The organism is Enterovibrio litoreus, assembly GCF_045679545.1.
Lineage (GTDB): Bacteria > Pseudomonadota > Gammaproteobacteria > Enterobacterales > Vibrionaceae > Enterovibrio.
Genome location: NZ_CP166194.1, coordinates 343,230 through 357,315, shown reverse-complemented (window position 1 = coordinate 357,315; position 14,086 = coordinate 343,230). Strand labels below are relative to the sequence as shown.

Sequence of the window (14,086 nt, the reverse complement as noted above, 5' to 3'; positions counted from 1 at the left end):
CGTTCTACAGTGGCGGAAAAAGGAAGTCCGCCATGGAAAAGATAGTCTTTCTCGACAGCGCCACCATCCCTGCTCACATTCGCATTCCTGCGCCTTCATTTCCCCATCAATGGGAAAGCTTTGAATCCACCTTACCGGAACAAATCCTTGAGCGTCTTGCTGACGCGACCATTGTCATCACTAACAAGGTGATGTTAAGCGCAGAGACGCTTTCTAAGCTACCATCGCTCAAGCTCATTGCAGTATCAGCCACAGGCTACAACAATGTTGATGTCGACTGGTGCCACGCGAATGGCTTGCCTGTGTGCAATATCCGCGGCTACGCCACTCGCTCCGTGCCCGAGCATGTAATAGCAATGACATTTGCACTGCGTCGCAACCTCAACGCCTATCATCGCGACATAGAAAACGGTGTATGGAAAGAGAAAAATCAATTTTGCTTCTTCACGCACCCCATCGGCGACATTGCTGACGCCACCCTAGGCATTATTGGATCGGGTAGCCTTGGAGACGGTGTTGCGACGCTCGCAAAAGCGGTGGGGATGATGGTGATACGTTCAGAAAGAAAAGGCGCTACGCACACCCGAGAAGGCTACGTGCCGTTTGAAACTATGCTCTCGCAAGCTGATGTGGTGACGCTTCACTGCCCACTTAACGAAAACACGACAAATTTGATGAGCACCAAAGAGTTCGCTCAGATGAAGTCGTCAGCAATACTAATTAACGCGGGTCGTGGCGGCTTAGTTGATGAGCAGGCGCTCGTTGAGGCACTAAAAAAAGGGGTGATTGCAGGTGCAGGTGTCGATGTGTTCACCCAAGAACCAGCGACCATGTCGAACCCGTTATTGGCGCATGCTGGCATGCCGAATCTTATTCTGACGCCACACGTTGCCTGGGGTTCAGATTCCAGCATTCAGGCACTGGCAAACCAATTAACAGAGAACATGGACACCTTTGTCAAAGGCGCCCCTCAGAATCTGGTTTAGATAAGCCACTGGCAAGGTCGAAAAAGGGCTACTTGAAGCCCTTTTCTTTCTTAATTAAATCGTAAGCACCTTGAATTTCTTGCGCTTTTTGCTTGGCCATTTCCATCATTTCCGGTGGCAAGCCTTTCGCTGCTAATTTGTCAGGATGGTGCTCATTCATCAGCTTGCGATGGGCACGCTTAATGGTTTGACCATCGGCATCTTCATCGACGCCCAAAATTTGGTACGCCCCTTTTAAGCGCTGAGCGGTATCAGGCTGCCATTGCTGGTGATGTCCGCCACCGCCGTTTTGACCATGCTGTTGATAGAAATGAAACGCCGCTTCTTGCATCGCCAGACGCTGCTCTAGCTGCTGACGCGAAAAACCCAACATATCTGCAATGGTGTACAACACCTGACGCTCGCTGGGCTGCACGGTGCCATCGGCATATGCCGCTTGGATCTGTACTTCCAAAAAGAATTGCAGTAAGTCAAAGCGACCGCCAGTGGTTCGCCTCACATCTTGCAGCACATCCTCAAGTGGGAACCCACTTTCTTTGCCTTCACGAAATGCATCTTGCGCCTGTCGGCGAGCTTCGCCTTGTAGCCCCATGCGATCCATTAAAACGGAGGCCAAACGAATTTCATTTTGCGTCACCTGCCCTTTGGCTTTGGCGACATGTCCCATTACCGCGAATGTGGCATGAAAGTAGGCCTGTTGACGCGCTTGTTGATCCGCACCACGAAAACCACCGCCAAAAGATGTATTTCGTCTCGCTTTATCGAACTTATGCCCTAAAAACAAACCTAACAGTAATCCGAATGGCCCACCTAGCAGGTAACCAAAGAATGCCCCAAGTACCTTTCCCCACACTGCCATGTTTCTTTCTCTTTTTAGTTAATCTATTTGATTTGCAACAACGCAGAACCGCATATACCCAAGCCACCTTCTCTGTATGATGACAGAGGTAGTTTGGGTATATGAGTAATTTGCATTATCATAACCCACATTTTGCAGAACAAATTTGCCACAGTGCCGCGCAACAGTATACCAGCGCTGTATGCCAACAACAGGATTGAGTTTTCATGTCACCGACTGCCAAAAGTTTTTTATCTTCCATGATTTGGCTCGCGCTCTATGGACAGGCTGTGGCGGAAGAGGCAAATGTAAACCAAGGCAGCACTAAACCCTTGGTGATCCCGAAAGAAACCTGCCTCGCGCCAGAATATCGATGCCTCACGAAAAATGACAAAACTGACGATATAAACAATCTCCCTGTCACTATCGTCGCCGATCATGCCGAAGCGAAAGCGAACGAGAAGGCTATCTATCGTGGTGATGTGATCGTCACTCAAGGCAACCGAACCGTAAAGTCGGATACCGCGACACTGCGTCAGCCAGAAAATATCGTGACCGCAGAAGGCAATGTCTATTTTCATGATGGCGAGATTGCGATCAAAGGTAAATCGCTGCAGAGCAACCTCGATAACGAAGACACCACGCTAACCGACGCAGAATACAAAATGATGTGTACGCCTGGTCGCGGTCAAGCAAAGCGCGTGTTTAAAAACGGTACCACGTTTTATGAACTCGATGACGGCACATACACAACATGCCCAGACAATGACGACAGTTGGCGCTTTAGTGCGGGAAAAATTGAAAAAGAAGACGGTGATATTTTTGCCGATCTCTATCACGCACGATTTGAAGTGCTCGACACGCCGGTTTTCTATCTTCCTTACCTTCGCGTGCCGGTTGAAGATGGCCGCCTAACAGGTTTTCTCTACCCGTCGGTTAGCTGGAATGACAATGATGGCTTCGAGCTAGAAACACCGTTTTACTGGAATATCCACCCTCAAGCTGACATGTTGATCACACCAAAATACATGTCCAACCGTGGCCTTTTCATGACCATGGAGCCTCGTTACCTCACTGAGGCCGGCAGTGGCAGCATGGTGTTTGAGTACATGGGAAGCGATGAGCTATACCCCGAATTCGACAAGAGTTGGGGGGCCAACTGGCGCCACTCAGGTATTCAAAATCACTGGAAATACGACATTGATTACAGCAAAGTCAGCGATATCGGTTATTTCACACGTCACACTGACTCGCGTGTTGGTAGCCGTGAAGACAATACCTTGCTGCAAACGGGTGACGTGTCGTATCGCGATCTCAACTGGGACACCACGCTAAGTGTTCGCAGCTTCCAATCACTAAGCCCAAATACCTCGGTCTATAAGCTGCTGCCTCAATTGGCGATGAACTACTATCGTCCTGAACTCGCTTATGGAATGGATTTTTCCATGCCATCGCAGATCAGCAAATTTGCTACAGACGACGACAGTAAACCCGATGCACTGCGCGTTAATCTAGAACCTACCATCACTTTGCCTTACAACCTGCCATGGCTGAGTGCGTCGGCACAAGGCAAGGTTTATTCCACCTATTACGACCAGTCAAATGTCAAAGGCGTTACGGGCTACAACGGCGAGACACTGGAAGAAACGGTGTCTCGTGTCGTACCGATGGCTAAATTGCATGCGACAGTAACGTTAGAACGTGATGACACGTTTTGGGGCAACAATTACACCCAGACCTTAGAGCCGCAAGTGCAGTACCTGTACATCAAGGATGTTGATCAAAGCGGAATCTACAACCCAGTCAACTATGCCGGTGGTGGTTATGATACCGCCCGTCTACAAACCGATTACTATGGCTTATTCCGCGCCAATCAATTCAGCAGTGTTGATTACATTAACCCCGCGAACCAATTTACCCTTGGTGCCGCATCGCGCTTTTTTGATGATGCCTATAAAGAGCGATTTAACATCGCCTTTGGCCAAATTTATTACTTGGATCGCCAGCAACAAGATGACGACGCTTCGATCAACTACTCAGCATGGGCTGTGGAAAGCGAATTAAACGTCAGCGACAAACTGTTTGTGCGAGGCTCAGTGGAATATGACAATAACTTGAGTAACCTTCAGTTTGGTAATGCCACACTGGAATACCGCGATGGTAGCTTCTTCGCACAAACCAGTTACCGTTATGTTTCAAAGGACTACATCGCGAGTACAATAGGTGCTGACAACCTAGATTTGATCACTGAAGATGGCATTTCTCAAGCAGGTCTGGTGACAGGATTCCCCATCACCGACAAGGTAAACTTCCAAGGGCAGTATTTCCACGACTTAACCCAAGATTTAATGCTAGAAAACCAACTTAGCATCACCTACACATCGGCATGCTGGGTCATAGGGTTAAATTATAACGAGTACCTACTGGCCAGAGGTAACATCAATGATCCTGCAAGGTATGACAATAGTATATCTTTGTCCTTCAGCTTATTGGGGCTGGGTGCAAACGCAGGCTTTGGCTACAGCACAGGCAGTGGCAACGCATTGGGATACCGCAGCCCATTTGGCCTGAAGAATTAATAGTGAGATTTTGGAACAGCTAATGAATAAATGGACGAAAGCTTTACTGGCCGCAACAATCTCAGCCAGTTCGTTGTCAGTCTCTGCCTCACCGGCAGAGCTAGATCGCGTGATCACTGTTGTGAATGAAGGCGTGATCTTATCAAGTGATATTGAGGCATTGAAAAAAACGGTAGCGCTCAACGCGAATGCTGAATCTCTGCCGCCAGCTGATATTTTGGAACAACAGATCCTGGATCAACTGATCTTAGAAGAATTGCAACTTCAAGAAGCAAACCGCCTCGGTATCCGTATTGACGATACACGTTTAGAGCAAGCCATCGATGCCATTGCCGCCGAAAAGAACACATCCGTGGCCGCGCTGAGAGAGTCTCTTAAACGCAGCGGCATTTCTTGGTCAGAGTATCGTGACCAAATCCGCCGCGAAATGACCATTAGCGAAGCACGTAATGCGCAAGTTCGTCGTCGTATCAACATCTTGCCTCAAGAGGTGGAATCACTCGCTACTCAACTTAATGCCAAGAACTTGGAAAAAGTCGAGTACCGAATTAGCCATATTCAGCTTCGTTTAGACGAGGATGCTGAAAAAGCAGAGCGCGATGCGGTTGCCTCTAACGCTGAACTGTTGGCTAAACAGCTAAAACAAGGCAAAGACTTTGCCAGCTTAGCATTGGCTAACTCCAAAGGGCCAAAAGCGCTAGAAGGCGGTGATTGGGGCTGGCTACGTTTAGAAGAAATGCCAACCATTTTTGCAGACCAGATCGGCAATAACGGTAAAGGGGCTATTCTCGGTCCTTTCCGCAGCGGTGTGGGCTATCACATTCTGAAAATTGCCGACGTGAAAGGGCTCGAATCCATCGCCGTCACGGAAGTGAAAGCACGACACATTCTGATCAAACCATCGATTGTTCTTAGTGATGAAGGTGCACAGCGCCAGCTGCAGCTGATGGTTAAGCAAATCGAAAATGGCGACAAAACCTTTGAAGATTTAGCGAAGCAATACAGTGCGGACCCAGGATCGGCGATAAAAGGTGGCGATCTGGGCTGGCAAACCACTGAAATTTACGTGCCTGAATTTAAAGATAAAGTGGATGCGCTTTCAGAAGGCGAAATCAGCGAGCCATTTAAAACTGTGCATGGCTGGCACATTGTCGAAGTGCTGGACCGCCGTCAGGCAGATCGCACCGACGCCGCCATGCAAAACCGTGCCTACCGTATGCTGATGAATCGTAAGTTCAACGAAGAAGCTCAAGCTTGGCTGCAAGAGCTTCGTGCGGGCGCTTACGTGGAACAAATTGGTGATGCGGATGAAAGCTAATCCTCAACGTATTGCCATCACCCCGGGTGAACCGGCGGGCATTGGCCCAGACTTGGTCTTAGCGCTTGCGCATGATGATTGGCCTCACCAACTGGTGATTTGTGGCAACAAAGCCATGCTGGCTGAGCGCGCGAAAGTGCTTGGCATTGATGTGGCTTTTGAAGATTACGACCCCACACGTCCAGCCGAAGCACACAAACCGGGCGTGTTAGTGGTGTGCGATGAGCCACTGGATGCCAACGTCGTTCCTGGTGAGCTAAATGAAGCCAACGGCCGTTACGTGCTCAATACACTCACACGTGCTGCTGAAGGCAATATGCAGGGTGAGTTTGCAGCAGTCGTCACAGGACCTGTGCACAAAGGTGTCATCAATCGTTCTGGCGTTTCGTTTAGCGGCCATACTGAATACTTCCAGCACCACGCTAATGTACAACAAGTGGTGATGATGCTGGCGACAGAAGGGTTGCGCGTGGCGCTAGTGACCACTCACATCCCGCTGGCCTACGTGTCAAAAGCCATTACTGAAGAGCGTCTATTTCAAGTCATTGAAATACTGAATGACGATCTCAAAACCAAATTTGGTATTGCCGAGCCCAAGATTTACGTCTGCGGCCTTAACCCTCACGCAGGGGAAGACGGTTGCCTTGGTCGAGAAGAAATTGAAGTCATCGAACCTGCGCTCGAAAAACTGCGCCAACAAGGCATGAATCTGATTGGTCCGCTGCCCGCCGACACCCTATTTCAAGACAAATACCTGAAAGACGCCGATGCTGTGCTTGCGATGTATCACGATCAGGGGCTGCCTGTGTTAAAATTCAAGGGATTTGGAAAGTCGGTCAACATTACGCTTGGCCTGCCCTTCATCCGAACTTCTGTAGATCATGGTACCGCATTGGATTTAGCGGGTACCGGTACGGCGGATACTGGAAGCCTGCGGACAGCGCTATCCCACGCCATCGAATTAGTGAATAAGAAAGCATGAGCGATAAAGTCCATCTAGGCCACCGTGCCCGTAAGCGTTTTGGTCAAAACTTCCTGAACGACCCGTACATCATTGACGGCATTGTATCGGCCATCAACCCACTGCCAGGCGAAAACTTGGTCGAGATCGGTCCAGGTCTTGGCGCATTGACTGAGCCTGTTGCACGTGAAGTTGACAAAATGAGCGTGGTTGAGCTTGACCGCGATTTGGCAGAACGTCTTCGCCATCATCCTGAATTGTCAAAGAAGCTGACAATTTATCAAGGTGATGCCATGAAGTTCGACTTTGCCGCTTTGTCATCGCCAGAAAATCCATTGCGTATTTTTGGTAACTTGCCATACAACGTGTCTACCCCACTGATGTTCCACCTGTTCACCTTTACGGGTGCAGTGAAAGACATGCACTTTATGCTTCAAAAAGAAGTGGTTAACCGTTTAGCCGCAGGTCCAAACAGCAAAGCATATGGCCGTTTGACCGTCATGGCACAATACTATTGTAAGGTTGTTCCTGTGCTAGAAGTGCCACCAACGGCCTTCACGCCAGCGCCTAAAGTGGATTCAGCCGTTGTGCGCCTTATTCCGCACAAAGAGTTACCGCACCCAGCAACCAGTCTGAAATGGCTAGAGCGAGTGTGCCGAGAAGGCTTCAACCAACGTCGTAAAACCGTGCGTAACTGCTTTAAGGCACTGGTTGACGCGGAAACACTTGAGTCTCTTGGTATCAATATAACCGCTCGCCCAGAGAGCCTGACATTGGGGCAGTTTGTCGCGCTGGCTAACTGGCTGGATGCAAACCACCAACAGCAGTAAAAAATAACAATAACAAGGAAGCGTGACAGGGATGGTTAATCACAAATTTATGGTTCGGGTTGTCACACACTATGTGGAAGAGCAATCCGAACCAGATAACAAGCGCTACGTTTTCTCCTACACCATTACCATTGAAAACAATGGTGATCACGACGCACAGCTTCTTCGCCGCAAATGGCTAGTCACCGATGCAAATGGCAAAAAGCTGGTCATTGAAGGTGATGGCGTTGTTGGTGAACAGCCGCTCATCGAGGCTGGTGAACAGTACACTTACACCAGTGGGACTGTGATAGAGACACCCGTCGGTGTAATGCAAGGCTTTTACTCCATGATTGATATGGATGACAAAGAGTTTGATATTGAAGTGATGCCATTTCGCCTCGCCTTACCTAATATCCTTCACTAGTTTTCGGGAGCTTCTGTGGCCACTTACCTTGTCGGCGACATTCAAGGTTGCTTTGACGATCTAAAAACACTGCTAGACACTGTCAGCTTCGATGAAAACCATGATCATCTGTATCTTGCAGGGGATCTAGTTGCACGCGGGCCAGATTCACTCTCCGTGCTGCGCTATGTGAAGTCTCTGGGTGATCACGGACATACGGTGCTAGGTAACCATGATCTCCACTTGTTAGCGGTTGCGGAAGGGTTTAAAAAAGCAAAAACCAAAGACAAAACACTGCCTATCCTTTATGCCCCCGATCGTGCTGAGCTTTTGTATTGGCTTCGACAACAACCCCTTCTGATCCATTGTGATTCGAGCAATGACAACGCACCTGGTTTTGTCATGACCCACGCAGGCATCCCTCCGGATTGGGATCTTGATAGCGCAAAGCGTCATGCCAATGTCGTAGAAAGCATCTTGCGAAGTGACCGCTATGCATGGCTATTAGAAAACATGTACGCCAACAAGCCAGCTAAGTGGTCAGAGGCCTTGGAAGGGATCGATCGTTACTGCTACACCATCAACGCATTAACGCGCATGCGTTTTTGCCAAGCTGATGGCAGCTTAGATATGGACTGCAAATTACCACCGGAACAAATGACTGACGGCGATTTAGTGCCTTGGTTTGATGTTAAAAACCGCCAACCCATTGACGAAACTCTTGTATTTGGACACTGGGCTGCGTTGGGGGGTGTGGTAAATCGTCATTTAATGGGACTCGACACAGGTTGTGTTTGGGGCGGTGCCTTGACCATGGTGCGATGGGAGGATGGCCAAGTATTTAGCCTTCCTTGCCCTGTGCATGCCCATTAACGCTCGAGCACCACAAATTCCATGTCATAGCGGTTTTTGTCATCTGCCGTGTAGGTTTCTGAATGGCTGGTCAGCCAGCCATCGCCCCAATCAGGAAAGCAGGTATCACCGTCGATATCCGCATTAATAAACGTCAAATACAAACGATCGGCGCGCGGCAAACACGCCGTATAAATCGCGCCACCACCGATGATGATCGCTTCGTCCACGCCATCTACCAGCCCCAGCGCTTGATCAATACTCGACACCGTTTCAACGCCTTCCGCTGACCATGCACTATTTCGGCTGATCACTATATTGCGTCTTCCCGGCAAAGGACGGCCAATCGATTCATAGGTCTTACGCCCCATGATCACAGGCTTGCCCAAAGTATTTCGTTTGAACCAGCCAAAATCTGCCGGCAAATGCCACGGCATCGCGTTGTCTTTGCCTATTACTCTTCCCTTTGCCATCGCGGCAATCATACTGATTTTCATGCTGGATTGATCCTTTCTAATAAACGCCGCGACATGCTACACCACAGGCTTACGACGGTAAAATAGCAATCCTGGCATTGCCAAGCCAATCGCCAGTGCTGCAATAATGAAAAGAGACTTAATGGCGTTGTTCATCATGGTCGCCCATAACGCTTCGCTATAACCTAAGCTGTTTATCTCGACCAAGGCAATCATGGCCTTAAACGCGAACACACCCGGCACCATAGGAATGATAGCGGCGACCGTAAACACTTTAGGATGTGCCAGCAAACGCTGAGACCAATACACCCCAACCATACCAACCAAGGTTGCTGCACCAAGTGTCGCCCATTCGATTGGCACACCAAAATGCATGAATAGAAAACGGCTTCCATGCCCCAATGCACCGCACATTGCACAGTACTTCAGCGCCTTAACGGGTACATTGAACACCAATGCAAACCCAATGGCAGGGATGGCTGCGAATAACATGTCATGGAGTAACGCCAGCAATAATGTCATAACCACCCCCACACGCCTGTTACATTCATCGCCCCGATAATCCCAAGGCTGGTCGCCAGAGTCAGCAAACTGGCAAACACCCAACGTGCGATACCCATGTTCACGTAGCCTTTGACCATGTCTGATACTGCATTGATGAGCGGAAAACCAGGGACTAACATCAGCACAGAAGACGCCATTGCTAGATAGGGCTGATTACCTATCTGCTGCATAGCGCCAATGCTTGAAATCAATGTTGTAACGAAAGCGGTAACACCAAAATTAAGGAGAGGATTGAACTGGCGATGCCCGATTTCTTGTCGAACCAACATCCCCACGAAAGAGGCCAGAAAAGTAATCGCAAACACCGCACTATCGCCACCAGAAAGGCGACTGAAACTGGCACAAGAAAGTCCAACCATCACAGCCACTAACCAGCGATTGTAGCGCGCGGGTGATAGCCTTTCGAGGCGCTTACTTACCCCATCTCTTTCGAGTAAGCCTTTCTCTGTCATGATCAAAATACGCTGGATCTCGGTGATCACTCGCATATTGATCCCGCGATCTGGGCAACGCCTCGCTGTAGTGATGCAATGTTTATGGGTGATCGTCGTGATCACCATTGAACTTGCCGACAATGAAATCTCAACACTGTCTAAACCCAGCGCTTCGCCAAGTCGACAGCAAATATCACTGACAAGCTTACTTTCCGCCCCATGTTGTAACAACATTTGTCCGGCATGGCTCACTAGCCTCGAGACTTCTCTCTGGACGGGTTCGCTCATTTCTGGCACCTCTTGCACCTTACTACTCCACTCTTTCCCTGACAGAGGTATGTTTGTACGCTAATTGAACTGGCTTTACTTTGATTTGGATGAAAAAAAACCGCCTCGATGGGCGGTTTTTTTTATAACGGATAATTACGGACGGTAAATGATTTCGACGTCGTAGTCGTCTTCATTCCAGTCATCCCAATCATCATCGTCGTCATCATCAGCGCTTTCTTGTTGTTTCTTAAGCTGCTGCTCGTGGTAATCATCCCACTTGAATTCAACTTTATTCTCTTCAGCGACTTCTGTTGTCAGTTCCGCTGGAAGAGATTGGATGAATTCCATCAAATCAAACGTCAGCTGTTGAGTGTTACCTTTATTGATCGCAGAAATCGCGTAATAAGGTTCATCCCAAGCAAGCGCTTCTAGCACACGTTCAATCTGAGCTTCAGCTTCTTCTTCCGACATGAGATCAATCTTGTTAAAGACGATCCAACGCGGTTTGTCAGCCAATTTATCACTGTAACGTTGCAGCTCTTCAATGATGGTAAAGGCGTTATCGACAGGATCTGAACCGTCAGCAGGCATCAGGTCGATCATGTGTAGCAGCACACGACAACGCTCTAGGTGTTTCAAGAAGCGAATACCCAGACCCGCACCTTCAGCTGCACCTTCAATCAATCCAGGGATATCGGCAATAACAAAGCTCTTGTCTTGTGCGACACGCACAACACCAAGGCTTGGAACCAAGGTAGTGAACGGATAATCCGCCACTTTTGGTTTTGCTGCAGATACTGCACGAATGAAGGTCGATTTACCCGCATTTGGCAAGCCAAGCATACCCACGTCAGCCAGCAACAACAGCTCTAGGCGAAGGTGACGTAATTCACCTTTAGTGCCCATACTTTTCTGGCGAGGCGCACGGTTTACTGACGACTTGAATCGGGTATTACCCAAACCATGCCAGCCACCTTTCGCGACCATGATCTTCATACCATGCTGAGTCAGATCGGCAATGATCTCACCAGTATCTTCGTCAACAGCACGTGTGCCCACTGGCACTTTCAATACCAGATCATCACCACGTTTACCGGTACAGTTACCCGCACGTCCATTTTCGCCACGAAGGGCCGCATGGAAGCGCTCAAAACGGAAGTCGATCAACGTATTCAGGTTTTCATCGGCAAGCAAATAAACATCGCCGCCATCACCACCATCACCGCCGTCAGGGCCGCCACGAGGGACATATTTTTCACGACGGAAGCTAACGGTACCATTGCCGCCATCTCCCGCTTCAACGCGGATCACCGCTTCGTCTACAAATTTCATTTTCTTCTCCATACCCAGCATCACCTAAACCAAGTTAGGTATTACATGTCATCGGGTTAACATTGGCGATTTAGCAGCACCCTGATGGAGCACTTTGGGCTGATGATCATAATGATCTTAGGATCAAATGCCGCACTTCGTTTGATATCGTCATGCATTGTGTTCGAACAAACCTATTCGTAACACCTGTGACGTTTGCGTGACGAGAATCCTTACACTTCACAGAGCGAAGTTCACGCAAATATAGCTGCTTAGTCGCCTTTAAACGCTATATATCCAAGTCACGTCAAAGAGGCAATAGCCTTTTCTTAAAAGTCACTTGGATATACAACAAAAAGCCCCGCCGTAAGGCAGGGCTTCAGAATAAGTTCGAGTGCTATTATTCAGCTTCGATACTAATGAACTTACGGTTCTTAGGACCTTTAACTTCGAACTTCACTTTGCCATCAGTCAAAGCGAATAGAGTGTGGTCTTTACCGCAACCTACATTAGTGCCAGCGTGGAATTTAGTACCACGTTGACGAACGATGATGTTACCTGCAAGAACAGATTCACCACCGAAGCGCTTAACACCTAGACGTTTGCTTTCTGAATCACGGCCGTTACGAGTAGAACCGCCAGCTTTTTTATGTGCCATTTTTCTCTTCTCCTAAATTAAGCGCTGATGCCAGTAATTTTGACTTCAGTGAACCACTGACGGTGGCCCATTTGCTTACGAGAATGCTTACGACGACGGAATTTAACGACTTTAACTTTGTCGCCACGACCGTGCGTAACTACTTCTGCAGTTACTTTGCCGCCAGCCAGGAACGGTGCGCCAACAGTAACTTCTTCACCGTTAGCAACCAGCAGAACTGAATCAAACTCAACTGATGAGCCAGTTTCAATGTCTAGCTTTTCCAAGCGAATAGTTTGGCCTTCGCTTACACGGTGTTGTTTACCACCACTTTGGAAAACTGCGTACATGGGTTTCTCCGCATTTCCGCACAGCCTACTGTGTTTAAAAAGTGTACAGTGAGGGGTGCGCATTTAATTCATCAATAGGGCGCGAATTCTACGGCAAGATTTGCCAACTGGCAATAGGGCAATGAAAGAAAATTGGTGAAAACCTGTCCACTGTTACTAAGCCTCGTTTTTCTCATTAAAGACCCTGTGTCGAGGCTAAAAATTTAGTGTACTATCATCGAAAAAATGACAGTTTCACACTGCATTCATCCCTTGGACCGGACGCATCAATGGACTTTAACACCATCCAAGCACTTATTGCCGACGACATGGCAAAAGTGGATAAAAAAATTCTTGCGCAACTTGATTCTGACGTCGCATTGATCAACCAGCTGGGTTTTTATATCGTCAGCGGTGGAGGCAAACGTCTGCGCCCTATGCTCGCGCTATTGGCTGCAAAATCACTCAATTATCAGGGTGAGGGGCATGTCACTGCTGCCGCGTTTGTCGAATTTATCCACACTGCCACTTTGCTCCATGATGATGTCGTGGACGAATCTGATCTTCGTCGTGGCAAAGCGACCGCAAATGCGATGTTCGGCAATGCTGCCAGCGTGCTGGTAGGCGATTTTATCTACACACGCTCGTTTCAGATGATGACACAGCTTCGATCCTTAAGGATCCTTGATGTCATGAGTGAGTCGACAAATGTGATCGCTGAAGGTGAAGTGCTGCAGTTAATGAACTGTAACGATCCTGACACGACCGAAGAAAGCTACATGCAGGTGATCTACTCGAAGACCGCTCGCCTGTTCGAAGCTGCCACGCAAATTGGTGCTATTCTTGCTGAGGCGCCTCAAGACATCGAATCTACCATGCAGGATTACGGTCGCTATTTAGGCACCGCATTCCAACTTATCGACGATGTGATGGACTACACCTCACAGGGCGATGAAATGGGCAAGAACACAGGCGATGATTTAGCCGAAGGCAAACCGACACTGCCCCTGCTTCACGCGATGGCGAATGGTAATGAGCAGCAAGCTGCCATGATCCGCGAAGCCATTGAACAAGGCAATGGTCTTGATAAGCTCGAGCTGATATTGACCTGCATGGAACAAGTTGGCTCCTTGGAATACACCCGCCAACGTGCTGAGCAAGAAGCGGAGAAAGCGATTGAAGCGCTCGCGCCATTGCCTGAATCCGAATACAAGGATGCATTGAAAGCGCTGGCACACATCGCTGTACGCCGCCGCAAGTAAAGGTGAATGACCTTTTCCCTATCCGTCGTCGGATATCAGACATAAAAAAAGCGG

The 14,086-nt window shown here is 48.7% G+C and carries 15 protein-coding genes; 8 read left to right on the top strand and 7 right to left on the bottom strand.

What is annotated here, in order from left to right:
- Positions 1-32 precede the first annotated feature (32 nt).
- Positions 33-986 carry a D-2-hydroxyacid dehydrogenase gene (locus tag AB8599_RS01665; protein WP_407332084.1) on the top strand — a complete coding sequence of 318 codons (954 nt, stop codon included), beginning with the start codon at positions 33-35 and terminating at the stop codon, positions 984-986.
- Positions 987-1,014: 28 nt separating this feature from the next.
- On the opposite strand, the gene djlA is transcribed toward AB8599_RS01665, so the two are convergent.
- Positions 1,015-1,845: a co-chaperone DjlA gene (djlA, locus tag AB8599_RS01660; protein WP_407332083.1), complete on the bottom strand. Its 831-nt coding sequence runs from the start codon at positions 1,843-1,845 to the stop codon at positions 1,015-1,017.
- 206 nt (positions 1,846-2,051) lie between these two features.
- Here djlA and lptD point away from each other — a divergent pair, with 206 nt between their 5' ends.
- Genes lptD through AB8599_RS01630 form a run of 6 tightly spaced genes read left to right on the top strand, consistent with a single transcriptional unit; the run spans position 2,052 to position 8,770 of the window.
- The gene (lptD, locus tag AB8599_RS01655) at positions 2,052-4,403 is read left to right on the top strand and encodes an LPS assembly protein LptD (RefSeq protein ID WP_407332082.1); all 2,352 of its coding nucleotides are present in this window, start codon (positions 2,052-2,054) and stop codon (positions 4,401-4,403) included.
- Positions 4,404-4,425: 22 nt separating this feature from the next.
- A complete protein-coding gene (gene surA / locus AB8599_RS01650; protein ID WP_407332081.1) occupies positions 4,426-5,721 on the top strand; it encodes a peptidylprolyl isomerase SurA in 1,296 nt (431 codons plus the stop codon).
- Positions 5,711-6,703, top strand: coding sequence for a 4-hydroxythreonine-4-phosphate dehydrogenase PdxA (gene pdxA / locus AB8599_RS01645; RefSeq protein ID WP_407332080.1), 993 nt, complete (start codon positions 5,711-5,713; stop codon positions 6,701-6,703). The genes surA and pdxA overlap by 11 nt, the downstream gene beginning before the upstream one ends.
- Complete coding sequence (gene rsmA / locus AB8599_RS01640) at positions 6,700-7,512, top strand: 16S rRNA (adenine(1518)-N(6)/adenine(1519)-N(6))-dimethyltransferase RsmA (protein WP_407332079.1); 813 nt, start codon at positions 6,700-6,702, stop codon at positions 7,510-7,512. Before pdxA ends, rsmA begins: the two co-directional genes overlap by 4 nt.
- A 31-nt stretch (positions 7,513-7,543) precedes the next feature.
- Positions 7,544-7,918 carry a Co2+/Mg2+ efflux protein ApaG gene (gene apaG / locus AB8599_RS01635; protein WP_407332078.1) on the top strand — a complete coding sequence of 125 codons (375 nt, stop codon included), beginning with the start codon at positions 7,544-7,546 and terminating at the stop codon, positions 7,916-7,918.
- Positions 7,919-7,933: 15 nt separating this feature from the next.
- The gene (locus AB8599_RS01630; RefSeq protein WP_407332077.1) at positions 7,934-8,770 is read left to right on the top strand and encodes a symmetrical bis(5'-nucleosyl)-tetraphosphatase; all 837 of its coding nucleotides are present in this window, start codon (positions 7,934-7,936) and stop codon (positions 8,768-8,770) included.
- Here AB8599_RS01630 and folA read toward each other — a convergent pair.
- The 6 genes from folA to rplU all read right to left on the bottom strand — a co-directional run bounded on the left by folA (position 8,767) and on the right by rplU (position 12,791).
- Positions 8,767-9,246: a type 3 dihydrofolate reductase gene (gene folA / locus AB8599_RS01625; protein ID WP_407332076.1), complete on the bottom strand. Its 480-nt coding sequence runs from the start codon at positions 9,244-9,246 to the stop codon at positions 8,767-8,769. The two genes, AB8599_RS01630 and folA, sit on opposite strands and share 4 nt — an antisense overlap.
- Positions 9,247-9,282: 36 nt before the next feature.
- Positions 9,283-9,747 (bottom strand): threonine/serine exporter family protein, encoded by a 465-nt coding sequence (locus AB8599_RS01620; RefSeq protein WP_407332075.1) that lies wholly within the window; start codon positions 9,745-9,747, stop codon positions 9,283-9,285.
- On the bottom strand, positions 9,744-10,511 hold the full coding sequence (locus AB8599_RS01615) for a threonine/serine exporter ThrE family protein (protein WP_407332074.1): 768 nt from the start codon (positions 10,509-10,511) through the stop codon (positions 9,744-9,746). Before AB8599_RS01615 ends, AB8599_RS01620 begins: the two co-directional genes overlap by 4 nt.
- A gap of 135 nt (positions 10,512-10,646) precedes the next feature.
- Positions 10,647-11,825 (bottom strand): Obg family GTPase CgtA, encoded by a 1,179-nt coding sequence (gene cgtA / locus AB8599_RS01610; RefSeq protein ID WP_407332073.1) that lies wholly within the window; start codon positions 11,823-11,825, stop codon positions 10,647-10,649.
- 379 nt (positions 11,826-12,204) lie between these two features.
- Complete coding sequence (gene rpmA / locus AB8599_RS01605; protein ID WP_028023518.1) at positions 12,205-12,462, bottom strand: 50S ribosomal protein L27; 258 nt, start codon at positions 12,460-12,462, stop codon at positions 12,205-12,207.
- A gap of 17 nt (positions 12,463-12,479) precedes the next feature.
- Positions 12,480-12,791 (bottom strand): 50S ribosomal protein L21, encoded by a 312-nt coding sequence (gene rplU, locus AB8599_RS01600; protein ID WP_016959029.1) that lies wholly within the window; start codon positions 12,789-12,791, stop codon positions 12,480-12,482.
- A 269-nt stretch (positions 12,792-13,060) separates the two neighbouring features.
- Here rplU and ispB point away from each other — a divergent pair, with 269 nt between their 5' ends.
- Positions 13,061-14,032 (top strand): octaprenyl diphosphate synthase, encoded by a 972-nt coding sequence (gene ispB, locus AB8599_RS01595; protein ID WP_407332072.1) that lies wholly within the window; start codon positions 13,061-13,063, stop codon positions 14,030-14,032.
- Positions 14,033-14,086 lie beyond the last annotated feature (54 nt).

Bases quoted from the DNA above. Each gene is read 5' to 3' on its own strand.
- AB8599_RS01665 (WP_407332084.1), top strand. From the start codon at position 33: ATGGAAAAGATAGTCTTTCTCGACAGCGCCACCATCCCTGCTCACATT.
- djlA (WP_407332083.1), bottom strand. From the start codon at position 1,845: ATGGCAGTGTGGGGAAAGGTACTTGGGGCATTCTTTGGTTACCTGCTA.
- lptD (WP_407332082.1), top strand. From the start codon at position 2,052: ATGTCACCGACTGCCAAAAGTTTTTTATCTTCCATGATTTGGCTCGCG.
- surA (WP_407332081.1), top strand. From the start codon at position 4,426: ATGAATAAATGGACGAAAGCTTTACTGGCCGCAACAATCTCAGCCAGT.
- pdxA (WP_407332080.1), top strand. From the start codon at position 5,711: ATGAAAGCTAATCCTCAACGTATTGCCATCACCCCGGGTGAACCGGCG.
- rsmA (WP_407332079.1), top strand. From the start codon at position 6,700: ATGAGCGATAAAGTCCATCTAGGCCACCGTGCCCGTAAGCGTTTTGGT.
- apaG (WP_407332078.1), top strand. From the start codon at position 7,544: ATGGTTAATCACAAATTTATGGTTCGGGTTGTCACACACTATGTGGAA.
- folA (WP_407332076.1), bottom strand. From the start codon at position 9,246: ATGAAAATCAGTATGATTGCCGCGATGGCAAAGGGAAGAGTAATAGGC.
- AB8599_RS01620 (WP_407332075.1), bottom strand. From the start codon at position 9,747: ATGACATTATTGCTGGCGTTACTCCATGACATGTTATTCGCAGCCATC.
- AB8599_RS01615 (WP_407332074.1), bottom strand. From the start codon at position 10,511: ATGAGCGAACCCGTCCAGAGAGAAGTCTCGAGGCTAGTGAGCCATGCC.
- cgtA (WP_407332073.1), bottom strand. From the start codon at position 11,825: ATGAAATTTGTAGACGAAGCGGTGATCCGCGTTGAAGCGGGAGATGGC.
- rpmA (WP_028023518.1), bottom strand. From the start codon at position 12,462: ATGGCACATAAAAAAGCTGGCGGTTCTACTCGTAACGGCCGTGATTCA.
- rplU (WP_016959029.1), bottom strand. From the start codon at position 12,791: ATGTACGCAGTTTTCCAAAGTGGTGGTAAACAACACCGTGTAAGCGAA.
- ispB (WP_407332072.1), top strand. From the start codon at position 13,061: ATGGACTTTAACACCATCCAAGCACTTATTGCCGACGACATGGCAAAA.